The sequence below is a fragment of the Ketobacter sp. GenoA1 genome, from assembly GCF_003671475.1.
Lineage (GTDB): Bacteria > Pseudomonadota > Gammaproteobacteria > Pseudomonadales > Ketobacteraceae > Ketobacter.
The window spans coordinates 508,711-522,959 of record NZ_RCHM01000023.1; the positions used below are offsets into that span (position 1 = coordinate 508,711).

The window sequence follows — 14,249 nt, forward strand, 5'->3', positions numbered from 1 at the left end:
TTAATATGAAGCCTATTAACTATACATCGATCACCTCCGTACAACGGGGTTTTACCCTGATCGAAGTCATGATTGTGGTGGCCATACTGGGTGTGCTGGCAACGCTGGTGGTGGTCAACATCGGTGGTGCTCAGGATACTGCCAATATCAATGCCACCAAAAGCAACCTGCAGGCAGTTTCCCAGGCTCTGGATCTGTACAAGCTGGATAACTATCGCTATCCCACAACCGATCAGGGTTTACAGGCGTTGGTTGAAAAACCGGATAATGCCCGTAACTGGCCTTCCGGCGGTTATTTGAAAAAAATGCCGGCTGACGGTTGGGACAATGAATTCGTTTACCTGAGCCCCGGCACCGATGGGCCCTATGATCTGTTTTCGCTTGGCCAGGATGGTGCTGAGGGTGGCGAAGGTCCGGCTGCGGACATTTCCGTCAACGATCTCTAAGGCACATGAAATCCACTGCTAACCACCACCAGGGTTTCACGCTCATCGAAATCATGGTGGTGGTAACCATCATCGGCATCATGACCGGCGTTATCGCCATCAACGTGGTCAACCAGGATCCCCAGAAGGAACTGAATAAGGAAGCACAGCGCTTCCTTGCCCTGATTGAAATGGCCCAGGAAGAAGCGCTCTTCAGTCAGGAGGAAATCGGCATCATCGTCACCGAGCAGGGCTACAAATTTGCCCGCTGGTCGGTTCCAGATAACACACAGTCTGCGCTCACCGAAACCGAAATGGATATTATAGAAGGGGACTCAGCGGATGCCTCCAAATCGGCCGCCATGTCTGCCGCCCTGGGCAACAGTGAAAGCACACCCGACCCCAGCTGGAATCTGATCGCCAACGAGCAGGCATTTCGGGAGTACGAACTGCCGGAAGAATATGAGTTGGTGTTAACCGTGGATCATGAGCAGATTGACCTTGACGGGGGAGTGGATCAAAAGGAGAAAGAGAAAGCCAAGCAAGCCTCTAAAATTCTCGAAGAAGAGGAAGAAGAACTGAAGCCGTCCATATTCGTGCTGTCCAGTGGTGAATTGTCGCCATTCGTTTTGGAGATGATATTGCGGGATGACAGCGATGTGATGGCCAAGGTTTCCGGCAATGAGGTGGGTAAAGTATGGATGGGTGAAGAAGATGATCAGCAAGACTGAATCCACGGGCTTTACCCTGATTGAGGTGATGATTGCCCTGGCGATTTTTGCGGTGGCAGTTGCGTCATTGAGTACGGCCATGCATGGCAACGTCCGAAACGCCAATTACCTGAAGGAAAAAACCATCGCCAACTGGATAGCCAACAATAAGCTGGTTGAGATTCACGCCGCCAATACCTATCCGCCGTTGCAGGATCGCAGCGACAAGATCGAATACGCTGGCACCGAATGGGTGGTGAATACCAAGGTGCAGAAAGCGCAGACCAAAATGCCTATTCGTATCGTGGAAGTCAGTGTGGGCATTGAAAATGCCGATGATGAAGTTGATTACTTTTCTACCTTAACGGCCATCGTCTCGGATACCCAATGAAGATTACCTCTACGCAACAGGGCTTGACCCTCATTGAACTGCTGATTGCCATGGCGATCTTTGCGGTGATGACCGCCAGCATGTTCGTTGCGTTTGACAGTTTTCAGAAGGGTAAACAGGTCACCGAAGCCAGTGCCGAGCGGCTTAAGCATTATCAATTGGCGTTTAACATTCTGGCCCGGGATTTTCAGCAAATGATTCCACGTACCGTGCGGGATGAATTCGGTTCGGAAACCCCGCTCTATGCCGTGCGTTCCGAGGTGGGCAGCGATATAGAGTTTACCCGGGCCGGCTGGAATCGCTCGCCGTTTTCCAAGGTAAAACGGGCGGAACTGCAGCGGGTGGCCTACTACCTGGAAGAAAATAAGCTGATGCGGGGTAGCTGGCGCGTACTGGATCGGGCCGAAGACACAACACCGGATCGAACCGAGCTGCTGGATGGGGTGGAAAACCTGTCTTTCGTGTTTTATTACCTGGATAAACAGAAGGCCATGCAGTCGGTGGAAGTGTGGCCGCCCGATAGCTTTAAAACCGGTGGCAGTGGCAATGCTACATCCATTCCTGAGCGTGAATTCCTTCTGTTGCCCAAAATCGTGGAAATGAAGCTGACCACCGAGGATATGGGGGTTATTACCCGCAAATTTCTGATTGCCAATTGTTTTGTGGATGTGTATCACCCCAATGACGATACTGCTCCGAAGGGAGGTGGTTGTGAATCCTAAACAGGGTGGCACGGTGCTGATCACGGTGGTGATGATGGTGGCCATCGCCGCCATCATCGTGACGGACATGACCTATCGTCAGAAGCTCGATATTAAGCGCACTTCGGCCTTGCTGTCGCGGGATCAGGCGTTTCAATACCTGCTGGGTGCCGAGGAGCTGGCGAACCTGAGCCTGGTGCAGGATCTGAAAGAAGATAACGACAGGAACGAGCCGGCCTTCGTGGATACCCTGGGGGAGGATTGGGCCAAACCACCACAACCCTTTCCCGTGGCCGGAGGTTTTATTCAGGGGCGGATTATCGATCTGCAGTCGCGTTTCAACGTCAATTCCATTATGGCCTCCGACCCGACCATTGCAAAAAAGCAGCGTGAGCGGCTGCGCCGGCTGATGGATCTTGCAGGGTTGCCCAAGGACACGGAAAGCAATGTCACAACCCAGATGTTGTCCGAGCGCATCCTGGACTGGATGGATCAGGACCAGGAGCCAACCGGCTTCGACGGGCAGGAGGATCTGGACTATCTGGGGCTGGAGCGCCCTTATCGAGCCGCCAATAGCATCATGTGGGATATCAGCGAGCTGATGCTGATCGAGGGCTTTACCCCCAATGATATTGCCGCATTGGCGGATAGGATATGTTTCCTGCCACCGGATGTGGCTTTAAATGTGAATACCGCAGAACCGACTGTGCTGGATGCTTACGACCTGGGGTTGCCGGGGGCACAGATTAAGGAAGAACGTGAAAAGGATGGGCCGGCACGCCATGCCAAAGGCTTTCTGGACCTGCAGGCATTCGATGATCTGATTGCGACCGCTGCCACTGTATCGGTGGGAAATGGCCAGAATAACGATGACGAAACCAAGATCGTGGACCCCAATGATCCCGAAAAAAAGAAACAACCCAACAACAAATCGATAGGTAACTTTTCAGTCAATAGCGAGTACTATTTACTGGAGGCCGAAGCCGTGATTAACCAGAAGCCGGTTTTAATGCGATCCATCCTGTACCGCCCAAGCTTGAAAGACGGCGCGGCAAACGGTGATGTCAAGATCAAAACCTTGTCCAGAAAACTGGAAGATCCGTTAAAACGAGTATAATGATAAGAAAAGCACCTTAGGAAGGGGCCTGTGACTAGTAAAGTTTTTGTTCGTTTTATTAATGAAAAACAATGGGTTAGCCTTTGCTCGCAGTTTGGCGATGAAGATCCTGTCGATGTGCCGGAAGATCTCTACGTAGAATGGTCCAGCGCTGAGCTGGACGGCAGGGTCTCCGATTCCCAGATTGTACCGTTCAGTGAGTTTGTGGATCAGCTCAACAACCGCTGGCATCACAGCTACCAGTACGGCATTACACTGCTGGTATCCGGCGTCAACACCTTTACCGCCGAGGTGACCATTCCCTCCAAGCAGACCCGCCACATTGCCCAGGCCCTGCCGTATATGATTGAGGATCAGGTGGCTCAGGATGTGGCTCTGTTTCACCTGATCACCGGTGATCGCGCCCCTGATGGCGAGCTACCGGTGGTGGGCATTCCCCGGCAATTGGTGGAAGGTTCCCAGGCGCTGTTCAATCAATTCGATCTGCCGTTGGATTCCATTCTGCCCGATATGTTGTGCCTGCCACGGAAAGAGGGTGAATGGAGCCTGCTGTTTGATGGCCGCCACCTGCTGATAAAGCGCTCTGAAGTAGACGGGTTGGCGATTGAAATGGATGCCGCCCCGGTGGTACTGGCCTCTGTCATGGAGCACTGGCAGGATCAGCCGCAGGTATTAAGGGTGCTGTTTTGCCAGGAACATTTGAATGAAAATCTGCAGAACTGGATCAAAACCCAGATCTCCGGACAGGTGGCGGACGCTGGCTTTGAGGTGGAATACGATGAGATCAACTCCAACGATTTTCAACTGATATGCGATCACGTACACAGCCATTTCGGCGCCAAAAAACCCCGCTTCGATTTCCTGCAGGGGCGCTATGCCAGTAGCGGTCGCCGCAAGCCGTCCGCCTTTAACTGGAAACCGTTGGCGGCCATGGTTGCTCTGTTTGTTGTCAGCTATACCGCATTTCTGTATACCCAGGCCTGGAAAATGAATCAGGAAGCGGCGTTGCTGGATCAGGAAACCAAAACGTTCTACAAACAGTTGTTTCCCCGTGACAAGCGCATTGTCGATGTTAAGCGCCAGATGCAGCAGCATATTGCGGAATTCGAAAGCGGAGCAGAAGGCCAAAGTTTTATGTCCCTGCTGGCGCTGGCCGGAGAGCAGATCTACGATGCTAATCGCACCGACAATGATGCCATTTCCCCACGCCGGGTATCCTACGATGAAGGGCAGGGCGATTTGCGTCTGGATCTGCTGGTGAAGGATTTTGGCAAACTGGAAGATTTCAAAACCAAATTGCAGCAGGCAGAGTTGGCTGTGGAAACAGCCTCCGCTGCGCGCGATAAAGATCGTGTCAAAGCCCGCCTGAAAATTCGGAGTGAACGATCATGAGTGATGCATTGCAGAATCTGCGAAACAGTCTTGATCCGGTACGCCGGCGCTACGACAGCCTGTCTGATTCAGAGCGCATGATCGTCAACGGGATTGGTGTGCTCATCTTGTTTGTGTTGGTTTTTTTGTTGTTGATTCTGCCCGCACAGCGCTCCGTGGATCAGGCAGCGATCACGCTGCAAGGCAAACAAAACCTGATGGCGTGGATGAAAGACAACGAAGAGGTTGCACGCATGTCCGCGGTCGGCGGTTCCACTGCCAACCGTTCGGATCAACCCATACAGACCATCGTCACTTCTACCGCACCGGCCATGGGCATCACGGTAAAACGTTTTGAACCGGAATCGGAAGATAAACTGCGTGTGTGGCTGGAGAAAGTGTCCTTTGACAAAACCATGCGTTGGTTGCACCAGATTGAAAGCCGGCACGGCATTCGAATTGTCAATGTATCCATTGATGCCGAGCGTGAAACCGGCCTGGTAACCGCAAAGCTGGTACTGCAAAAATAAATGTACGAAGCCTTCTTTCATCTGCAGGAAACGCCGTTTTCCATTGCACCTAATCCACACTACCTCTATATGAGCCAGCAGCATAACGAAGCCCTGGCTCATCTGGTGTATGGAGTGGGGCGTGATGGTGGTTTTGTGTTACTGACAGGTGAGGTCGGCACCGGAAAAACCACCGTGTGTCGTTGTTTTCTGGAGCAGATTCCGGACGATACCGACGTTGCTTTCGTGTTGAACCCGAAATTGCAGGTGGAAGAGTTGTTGGCCACCATCTGCGACGAATTATCGATTCCATACATCGGTGACAGCATTTCCGTTAAGGATTACATTGACTGTATCAACGGCTTCCTGTTACGCCAGCATGCCCAGGGCAGGCATACAGTACTGATCATTGATGAGGCTCAGAATCTGAATTCCGATGTGCTGGAACAGATTCGCCTGCTCACCAATCTGGAAACGCACGAAAAGAAACTGTTGCAGATTATTCTGCTGGGGCAGCCGGAGCTGCAGGAGATGTTCAGGCAACCGGAACTGCGTCAACTGTCGCAACGGGTAACCGCCCGTTTTCATCTTAATGCGTTGGGGGAGGATGAAGTTGGCCCCTACGTTTATCATCGTTTAACCGTGGCGGGCGCAGTGGACCCCAAGGCCATGTTTCCTGTGGCGACCATCCGCAAACTGTACCAAATATCCAAGGGGATTCCCCGCATCATCAATCTGGTGTGTGATCGGGCGATGCTGGGTGCCTATGCCAAGGAAACCCGGGTTATTGATGGCCATATCCTCGGTAATGCCGCCAAAGAAGTGCTGGGTTACAAGGTATATGCCCCGGCGAAATCAACCCGGCAAAAGTGGTTGCCTGCGCTAATCGGTGGTGCGGCGGGTTTCGCCATCATGGTGCTGGTTGGCTTGTCCTATTGGATGGGTGTGAGCCAGCATGAAGCGCCTCATGCGGTTGCTGAAGAAGCAGATTCAAATGCAGCCGAGCCGGTGGCCGACATTGCTGCGGCTGCAGCTAAAGAACCACCACCACCGCCCGCCATTCTTAAACAGGCCAATATTAAGTCGGCAACCGAAGTTGTGCCCGAGGCTGCCGCTCAGCAAAGCAGTCTGTTGTCGCTGGACCAGGTGTTCGAGCTGGCGGATCATCAGCAGGATGCGGACGCCTATCGGGATCTCTTTTCAGCCTGGGGTATTCCCTATGATCCCGCCGAAAACGGCATGGCCTGTCCGTACGCGGAAAGCCTCGGTCTGGCGTGTCTCAGCAAGCTGGGCAGTCTCGGCTCCATCAAGCATTACGGCATGCCGGTCATCGTGCGTTTATTTGGGCCGGCAGGTGATGAGAAATTCATCGTGATTCGACGTTTGGATGACGGGGTCGCTGAAGTGTATCTGGGTGGTGAAATAAAGCGGGTGGATATCCGTGACCTGGATGCCTATTGGCGTGGCCATTACTCCCTGCTTTGGAAAAAACCGCCGTCCTATCATGGCCCGATGCATCCCGGCACCATTGCACCACTTTCCAAATGGCTTTCCTATCAGCTGGATGTTTGGGAAAACAAACCCCAACCTTCCGCCGGGCGATCCACCTACGATACGGATCTGGTGGAGCGGGTGAAACAGTTCCAGCGCACGGTAGGCGAGATTGATGATGGTGTGGTGGGATCAGGTACCCTGATTCAGCTGTCGCGGCGGGTGGATGAGACCATCCCGCGCCTGGACCCTATTGAAGGGGGTTCCTGATGTCCTACATCCTGGATGCGTTGCGCAAGTCAGAGCAGGAACGCCAGCGCGGCAAGGTTCCGGATATTCACGGGGCCGGCACCGAAACGGTCGTAAGCGGCGGGAAAGCCAACCCCTGGCCCATCATAACGGTGACGGTGGTGGTGATTAATCTGGCCTTGCTGGTGTATTTCTGGTTTCAGTTTACCGGCAATGAACAACCCGCAGCCGTGAGCCCAGCGCCGCAGAAGATGGTTTCAGAACCGGCATTACCGGAATTCGCGCCGGCGCCTCCGGCAACACCAACCTTGACGCCGCCCCAGCCCGGGGCCGGGCCGGTGGTGAGTGCTGATAAGGCACCACCGCCGCCTGCGCAGACCCAGCGCAGCGATCCGCAGCCGGCGCAGATGAATAGCCTCGAGACAGGTCAATCAGACCAGGATGACCGGGTGCCCAGTGTGGGGTACCTACCGCAGCTGGAAGAATTACCGGCTTATGAGCGGGACGGGATTCCGGATATGACCTTTTCCTCTCACATGTATTCCAGCATTCCCCGCTTTCGCTCCATTATTATCAATGGCAAGCGTCTTAAGGAAGGGCAGTATCTGAACCAGGAGCTGCAGGTCAGGGAAATCACCGAAAGCGGGGTTGTTCTAAGCCGGGGCGGGACTTTGTTTGAAGTGGACGTTTTGGGACGCTGGGCACAATAAATCATTCAAAATAAGGAAGAAATCCGTTTCGTCGTCTAACCTTAACAGAGGTCCAGCCCGGTCAGAGGTGTGATTATGGAGGCGAAACAAAACGCTGTTGAAGACAACAAACGCAGTGTACCGCGACGGCATCTTATCTATTACCTGAGGGTGTTTGATGTCGAAACTAATTCGCTTTTGGGGAATTTGGTGGACATCAGCACCAAAGGCATGATGATCGTCTCAGATCAACAGGTTGAACCGGGCAAAAAGTACAAGCTGAAAATGGTGCTGCCCGATACGGTGGATGGCCGTAAAGAAGTGGAGTTCGACGCGGAAAGCCGCTGGTGTCAAAAAGATACCAATCAGGATTTTTTTGATTCAGGCTTTGAGCTGATGGATCCCCAGGCTGAATTTCTCGATGCCGTGGATCGCCTGGTGGAGGATTATTTATTCAAAGAGTAGAGGCGCCTTCCCCTAAGGTATTGTTTTTCCTCCCTGTGCGGTGTTGTCAGGAGGTCTGATGGATATGAGCGCTCTGGAAATCATCAAGTCCAACCTCAATGTGGCGAGAACGCTGATCATCGACGGTCGCGACCGCTACATCGGTGTTACCCGCACGGCCCTGCAAATCGAGCAGATTTACCGTCAGTATCGCTCCCGGGCCAAGGTTTTAGCCCCCCCATTAGCCGAACAGTTACTGAGCCAGGCCCACCGCGAAAGTGCCGATTCTATCTGCAAGTTGTGTCGCGAAAACGGCGCGATCTGGGTTAAGTTTGCTCAATTTCTCAGTTGTCGGCCGGATCTGTTGCCAAGGGAATATATTGTTGCGTTACAACGTCTGCAAAATGATGCCGAACCTGCCCGCTTTGAGGACATTCACCCCATTATTTTAATGAGCTGGGGGCAGAATTGGGATAACCAGTTCACCCGCTTTGATGTGTTACCCATCGCAACCGCCTCTGTCGCGCAGGTACATCGCGCAACCCTGAAGAACGGCCAGGAGGTGGCGGTTAAATTTCAGTTGCCAACGGCCAGGTCGTTATTTGAACAGGATTCTCTGGTGTTCACCACCCTGTCGAAAGCCCTTGGTCCTTTGGTTCGTGAGCTGGATCTGAGGCAGGTTGTACGCCAGTTGATCAATATGACGCTGGAAGAGCTGGATTTTCGACGCGAAGCCCGTAACCTGAAGGCCTTCAGCACGCAACCGCACCTGCCGGGAATCATCATGCCGGAGCTCTATGAGAGTCTGAGTTCAGAGCGGGTCATGGTTACATCCTGGGTAGACGGGGTGCGTTTGGCGGACTACCTGGAAAGGCATCCGGAGCGCGCCAAACCGGTGTTGCAGCGCTTGTTGGCCAGCTACATTCACCAGATCACCCAACTTGGCATCTACCATGCGGATCCTCATCCGGGTAATTTTCTGATCACCCGGGATGAACAGATTGCGATTCTTGATTATGGCGCCATCGCGCGACTTTCCGCTGAGCAGCGCAATCAATACACCAATCTACTTATGGGGCTGATGGGCTTTTCCACAGTCAAGTTAGGTGATTTGTTCCGCCAGGCCGGGTTTCATTGTGAACGGGCTGAAACCCTGGAAGAGATCTCGGAATACGTGGTAGGGGATAATCCGGAGGCACTTTCCATCGCTGATCGTTTGAGTGATTCACTGGATAAGATGCGGAAAAACAAAATAATAATGCCAGACTCATTCGTGGCCATGGCACGGGTTATCATTACCATCGGTGGGTTTATGACGCATTATGATGTGGATTTCGATTTTGACCCTGCTTCCATTGCTGCCTGATACCGCAGCGGCAAGACATAACTGATAAACATTTCTTACACTGGTACAACAAAATGGAATTGTACCGGCTCTTTGCACACAGTAATATAGCCTTCATATTAATAACTAAATAAGAATACGCTTTAGAATTATGTAATTCCCTAGGGGGGTTCTGGTGCATTTTTGCAGTTTTCGCAGTTTTTTTAGTATCGCATTTCTTTCCTGCCTGGTTGTCAATCAATCCTACGCAGCGGTATCGCAAGCCGTTACCGAAATCGTTTTCAAGGAAACCATCGATGAGCTTATGCTGGCGGGGGACACCTGGAAGTTTGCCAATGGTGATACCTACACCGGAATGTGGTTGCATAACAAACCCCATGGCAAGGGCGTTTACCAGCGCTTGAATGGCGATGTCTACAACGGGGATTTCCGTGAAGGATATATGCACGGCGTAGGTGTGTATAAATTCGGTAACGGTGACGTCTACAAAGGTGAATGGGAGAAAGGCCAGACACAGGGCTATGGTGTCTTGCAGTATCAGAATGGCAACCGTTACGAAGGCGCTTGGCAGCAGGGTATGCGCCATGGCAAGGGTAAACTGCTCTATCGCAGTGGCTCGGTTTACGAAGGTCTATGGCAGTACGACGATAAAGAAGGCAAAGGCCTCATGACCTATCGCAACGGTGAACGCTACATTGGCGATTACAAAAATAACAAACCCCACGGACACGGCATCAAAACCGAAGCCAACGGCAGGAGCTACCGTGGCACGTTCTCCAAAGGTTTCCGCCATGGTGTTGGAGAATGCAGCCTTGAGGGCGGGGTAATCCATGTGTGCCTGTTTGATAAAGGCCGGGAAATTCGCGATCCTGCCAAGCTTGAGCTGGCAAAAGCCTATTATGAAAAGCACAAACCCACTTACGAATTTGAAGGTGGTATCGCTTATCATCTGCAGGATGAATTTACCAAGGCCAGGCAGTATGTCACCACCAAGAATGTGTGGTGGGAAAAGACCATTGCATTATTAGAGACCCAATTACGCATTCGCAGTGAGGAGGACGATCAGTTTTTGTATCTGGTTGTTAATCGATATACGGGGCCGGGTGTGTATCACCTGCGCAAGGGCGAGATCCTGGCATCATCCGCAGATGGAAAAGCCATCGAGTTACCCGACCAAATCGTGGCTCGATTGGAAATCAAGGCCGATGAACAGGGAGAGATTCACGGAGTATTTAGCATTCCGGAACTGGCCCATGAAGAGTCCAACAAACGCTACAAAATTTTCGGTGGGCAATTTGAAGCGAAATCCAAGCCCCCGGAACAGGAAAAACCGAATGATCATCTGGATTTTCTGGTCAAGAACAGGGATAAAGGCTAGGCCGACCCGGTTACAGCCCCTGATGTATCCACTGCATTATCAACGGCAGTAATACGGCGGTAAGTACACCGGTGAGGCTCATGGCCAGTGCCGAAAATGCGCCGCATTCTTTGCTTTCTTCCAGGGCGCGGGCTGTTCCCAATGCATGGGCTGTCAGGCCCATGGTAAACCCTTTAACACCGTCATCTTGAATACCCATTCTGTTCATCATTGGGATGCCGATCATCGCGCCAATGGCTCCGGTCAGCAGCACAAACATGGCACTCAGTGCAGGGATGCCACCGATCTGTTCAGTGACGATCATGGCGATAGGGGTGGTAATGGATTTGGTGGGCATGGAAAGCAACGTGGCTGTGTCGGCACCGAGCAACCATAAAATGCCCACCGCCAACAAAACAGTAAAGGTGCCACCCACCAGCACGGTCAGCAGAATCGGCAGCAGCAGCGAGCGAATGCGCCTGGCATTCTGAAATAGCGGGATAGCCAGCGCCACCGTGGCGGGGCCGAGCATAGCATGCAGCAGGTAAGAGGACTGGTAGTAAGTTTCATACGGTACCTGCAGTACAATGACCGTTCCCACCACTACAACCATTCCAATCACCACCGGCTGCAGCACCGGGTGGCGATTACTTTTCAGATATAGTTTTTGCCCTGCATAGAATGCCGCAATAGTAATGAGCACACCGAACAGGGGAAATCCGGTAACAGGCGTTAGCAACTCCATCATGATTGCTTACGCAAAAGTCGGGTGAAAAAAATGAACAAATAGGGTGTTATCAAAATGGATGCGGTCAGACTTACGAGCAGCGCAACGGCGATGGCAAGGCCATCTTTTTCTAGCAGTGGCCCGTGTTCGATGATGCCTGCGCTGGCCGGAATCAGGAACAAAGGCAGCAGTGGCAGCAACACCGACGACACCGTTAACAGGGATTCAGGGATATGTCCTTTGATCAGCAGAAAGATAAACAAAAAAACCAACCCCAAGACCGGAGACGGGATAGGGAGGCCGAAGGCAACCACCATCATGTGGCCAAACAGTTGAAACAGAATTAAGTAAAGCAGCCCAACAAGCATTTCTGATATTCCGAACCAATACATTTCGGCTTAGAATATCATATCTTCAGCGGGGGAAATTATTGGATTGCCATTGCAGGGCTTCGCTAATTCCCTGGCGGGGTTCCACTGCCGGCCTCCAGTCAAGCAGACGGGCAGCCCGTTCAGTGGAAAAGCGGAACTCGTTCCCAAAGGCTTTTACATCAGTGGTGGACAGCAGTGGCGCAGGTAATAACCGGTAGCGGGCAAGGGTTTGGGTGGCTTTTGCCAGCGTCATCATCAGGTTGTAGGGTAAGTGAACTTGCTTGATGGTTTTAGCGTAATAATGGGCGATTTCATTGTATAGATCCACTGTGGTCATGCCCGTCTGGCTGTCCAGAATCAAAAAATCCTGACAGGGCTGATGGCGGTGATCCATGATTTTCTGAACGCCGGCGATCAGGTCATCAATGTGAATCAGATAGATTTCCAGCGCGGCTGAGCGATGCCAGGTAAACACCACGCCACTTTTGACCATATCGATTACAGCGGGAAAAAATTGCCGGTCGCCCGGGCCATAAACCCAGCCTGGATAGACAATGGATGCACTGAGCTTGCCTTCGGAGCGCAGCATCCTGACATGGCGTGCCGCCTCGATTTTGGTGTCGGCGTAGGGCTCGTCCCAGGTTCTGAATGGCGAGTCTTCCGTGATGACCTCACCGGGCCGCGGTATACCAAACACATCCGAAGTACTCACCAGGGTCAAATGAGGCGCGGACTGCACGGACAGACAGGCCTGACACACTGTTTGGGTGCCCAGTACATTCACCCTGTGGAATTGTTGGTACGGAGCGATGGAGTTGAGTAAGGCCGCCACGTGGATGACGTCATCGCAGCCCCTTACGGCGTCAGTTACCCGCCCGGCATCGCAGATATCGGTTTCAATCAGGTCAGGGTCGCCAAATTCCCTTAGCCAGGCCAGTTGCACTTGCTTGTGAGGGTGGTTGGGCAGGTCAAGCAGACGCACCTGGCATCCCGCCCGGAGAAAATGCGCTGCAAGACGGCTGCCCACAAACCCGAACGAACCGGTTATAAGAATCTGTCTCATTTGTTGACGAAATTACCTTTATAAGTGGCACAATAGTACCATTAAATGAGTTCGTTAAGGGCTTTTTCAAAAATTATGTGATATGAATCACACTTAATATAGAAATAGGTTATTAGTCATATTGCTAATTAATATAAGAAAAGACCGAGATAACATACAAGTTGTTTAAGGCCTGTCTATACTTGTAGTTGATTATGTTTGATTGTGTTGTGAATCAGCACAGTGGAAATTAACCAGGACCATTTTCAGGAGTGGCAGTTATGGATCCGAAATCAAAAGAGATCTATCACAAGATTGAGCATTTCCTCGAGGAGCGCAAGGGACGGGATCGCCGCAAGGATGAGACGGTAGAGGAAGCAAAGGCTAATGCGGAGCGTCGCACAGGCGATGATCGGCGCGCCAGTTCATAATTTGTTGGTAGATCGGTAGCGAAAGGCGAAGGATTTCACACTTCGCCTTTTTTGTTTCCTTTCGTTCAGTGGTTATTCAGTTAAAATGCCTCATCATTTCGCCATTGATTTGAATTGAGCAGGCAGGAGAAAGTAATGAAAAGAACCATTTTAGCGGCATCGGTATTTGCGTCCATAGCGCTTAGCGGGTGTACCATTGATCCTTACACCGGTGAACAAAAGGTGAGTAATACAGCTATTGGTGCCGCAGCGGGCGCGGTAGTGGGTGCAGCCGTATCCAGCAAGAAAGACCGTGCCAAAGGCGCGGCCATTGGTGCGGCCATTGGCGGTGGCGCCGGCTATTACTTCGACTACCAGGAAAAACTGCTCCGCCAGAAACTGGAAGGCACCGGCGTCAGCGTAACCCGCTTGGAAAACGGCGGCATTAAATTGAACATGCCTGGTAACGTCAGTTTTCCAAGCGATGAATACCAGTTACTGCCGAGTTTTTACGACACCCTGGACAGCGTTGCCATCGTGCTCAAAGAATATAGTAAAACGGCTATACGAGTTACAGGACACACCGACAGCACAGGGAGTTTTGAATACAATCAAACCTTGTCCGAGCGTCGCGCTGCCAGTGTTAAGGATTATCTGGTGAGTAAAGGCGTTGCCTCCAGCCGTTTGCATTCCAATGGCTATGGCCCGCGCTATCCCATAGCATCGAATTCCACCGTGGAAGGTCGGGCAGCCAATCGCCGGGTCGAGATCGAGATCCTCAATCAGATCTAGGCAGACCGGCCTGTTCAATATCGGCTGGTTGTAAATTGTTGTTCGCTAGAAAGGGAGCCCGATGGCTCCCTTTTTTGTTTGATTACCTAACCCAATGGAAGCACCGGG

The 14,249-nt window shown here is 52.1% G+C and carries 17 protein-coding genes; 14 read left to right on the top strand and 3 right to left on the bottom strand.

The window, feature by feature from the left end:
• Positions 1–5: 5 nt before the first annotated feature.
• The 12 genes from gspG (at position 6) to D9N13_RS10910 (ending at position 10,820) form a co-directional block, all read left to right on the top strand.
• Positions 6–446, top strand: a complete 441-nt coding sequence (gspG, locus tag D9N13_RS10855) for a type II secretion system major pseudopilin GspG (RefSeq protein WP_290589361.1) — start codon at positions 6–8, stop codon at positions 444–446.
• A gap of 5 nt (positions 447–451) precedes the next feature.
• Positions 452–1,156 (top strand): type II secretion system minor pseudopilin GspH, encoded by a 705-nt coding sequence (gene gspH / locus D9N13_RS10860; RefSeq protein WP_290589364.1) that lies wholly within the window; start codon positions 452–454, stop codon positions 1,154–1,156.
• Positions 1,140–1,526 carry a type II secretion system minor pseudopilin GspI gene (gene gspI / locus D9N13_RS10865; RefSeq protein ID WP_290589367.1) on the top strand — a complete coding sequence of 129 codons (387 nt, stop codon included), beginning with the start codon at positions 1,140–1,142 and terminating at the stop codon, positions 1,524–1,526. Before gspH ends, gspI begins: the two co-directional genes overlap by 17 nt.
• A complete protein-coding gene (gspJ, locus tag D9N13_RS10870) occupies positions 1,523–2,248 on the top strand; it encodes a type II secretion system minor pseudopilin GspJ (protein WP_290589369.1) in 726 nt (241 codons plus the stop codon). The genes gspI and gspJ overlap by 4 nt, the downstream gene beginning before the upstream one ends.
• Positions 2,238–3,344 (top strand): type II secretion system minor pseudopilin GspK, encoded by a 1,107-nt coding sequence (gene gspK / locus D9N13_RS10875; RefSeq protein WP_290589371.1) that lies wholly within the window; start codon positions 2,238–2,240, stop codon positions 3,342–3,344. Before gspJ ends, gspK begins: the two co-directional genes overlap by 11 nt.
• 30 nt (positions 3,345–3,374) lie before the next feature.
• A complete protein-coding gene (gene gspL, locus D9N13_RS10880; protein ID WP_290589372.1) occupies positions 3,375–4,736 on the top strand; it encodes a type II secretion system protein GspL in 1,362 nt (453 codons plus the stop codon).
• Positions 4,733–5,245, top strand: coding sequence for a type II secretion system protein M (locus D9N13_RS10885; protein ID WP_290589374.1), 513 nt, complete (start codon positions 4,733–4,735; stop codon positions 5,243–5,245). The genes gspL and D9N13_RS10885 overlap by 4 nt, the downstream gene beginning before the upstream one ends.
• Entirely contained in the window at positions 5,246–6,985 is a 1,740-nt protein-coding gene (locus D9N13_RS10890) for an ExeA family protein (RefSeq protein ID WP_290589376.1), read from the top strand. It abuts the gene before it with no gap.
• Positions 6,985–7,674: a general secretion pathway protein GspB gene (locus D9N13_RS10895; protein ID WP_290589378.1), complete on the top strand. Its 690-nt coding sequence runs from the start codon at positions 6,985–6,987 to the stop codon at positions 7,672–7,674. Before D9N13_RS10890 ends, D9N13_RS10895 begins: the two co-directional genes overlap by 1 nt.
• Positions 7,675–7,749: 75 nt before the next feature.
• A complete protein-coding gene (locus tag D9N13_RS10900; RefSeq protein WP_290589381.1) occupies positions 7,750–8,118 on the top strand; it encodes a PilZ domain-containing protein in 369 nt (122 codons plus the stop codon).
• A gap of 58 nt (positions 8,119–8,176) precedes the next feature.
• Complete coding sequence (locus D9N13_RS10905; protein WP_290589384.1) at positions 8,177–9,463, top strand: ABC1 kinase family protein; 1,287 nt, start codon at positions 8,177–8,179, stop codon at positions 9,461–9,463.
• Positions 9,464–9,617: 154 nt separating this feature from the next.
• Positions 9,618–10,820, top strand: coding sequence for an MORN repeat-containing protein (locus tag D9N13_RS10910; RefSeq protein ID WP_290589387.1), 1,203 nt, complete (start codon positions 9,618–9,620; stop codon positions 10,818–10,820).
• 10 nt (positions 10,821–10,830) lie between these two features.
• Here D9N13_RS10910 and D9N13_RS10915 read toward each other — a convergent pair whose 3' ends face one another.
• Genes D9N13_RS10915 through D9N13_RS10925 form a run of 3 tightly spaced genes read right to left on the bottom strand, consistent with a single transcriptional unit; the run spans position 10,831 to position 12,960 of the window.
• Entirely contained in the window at positions 10,831–11,547 is a 717-nt protein-coding gene (locus D9N13_RS10915) for an LrgB family protein (RefSeq protein WP_290589390.1), read from the bottom strand.
• Positions 11,544–11,918 carry a CidA/LrgA family protein gene (locus D9N13_RS10920; RefSeq protein WP_317622486.1) on the bottom strand — a complete coding sequence of 125 codons (375 nt, stop codon included), beginning with the start codon at positions 11,916–11,918 and terminating at the stop codon, positions 11,544–11,546. The genes D9N13_RS10915 and D9N13_RS10920 overlap by 4 nt, the downstream gene beginning before the upstream one ends.
• Positions 11,919–11,940: 22 nt before the next feature.
• Entirely contained in the window at positions 11,941–12,960 is a 1,020-nt protein-coding gene (locus D9N13_RS10925) for an NAD-dependent epimerase/dehydratase family protein (protein WP_290589393.1), read from the bottom strand.
• Positions 12,961–13,220: 260 nt separating this feature from the next.
• Here D9N13_RS10925 and D9N13_RS10930 point away from each other — a divergent pair, with 260 nt between their 5' ends.
• Together D9N13_RS10930 and D9N13_RS10935 are read left to right on the top strand one after the other, a co-directional pair.
• A complete protein-coding gene (locus D9N13_RS10930; protein ID WP_290589396.1) occupies positions 13,221–13,370 on the top strand; it encodes a hypothetical protein in 150 nt (49 codons plus the stop codon).
• 135 nt (positions 13,371–13,505) lie between these two features.
• Positions 13,506–14,141, top strand: coding sequence for an OmpA family protein (locus D9N13_RS10935; protein WP_290589399.1), 636 nt, complete (start codon positions 13,506–13,508; stop codon positions 14,139–14,141).
• Positions 14,142–14,249 lie beyond the last annotated feature (108 nt).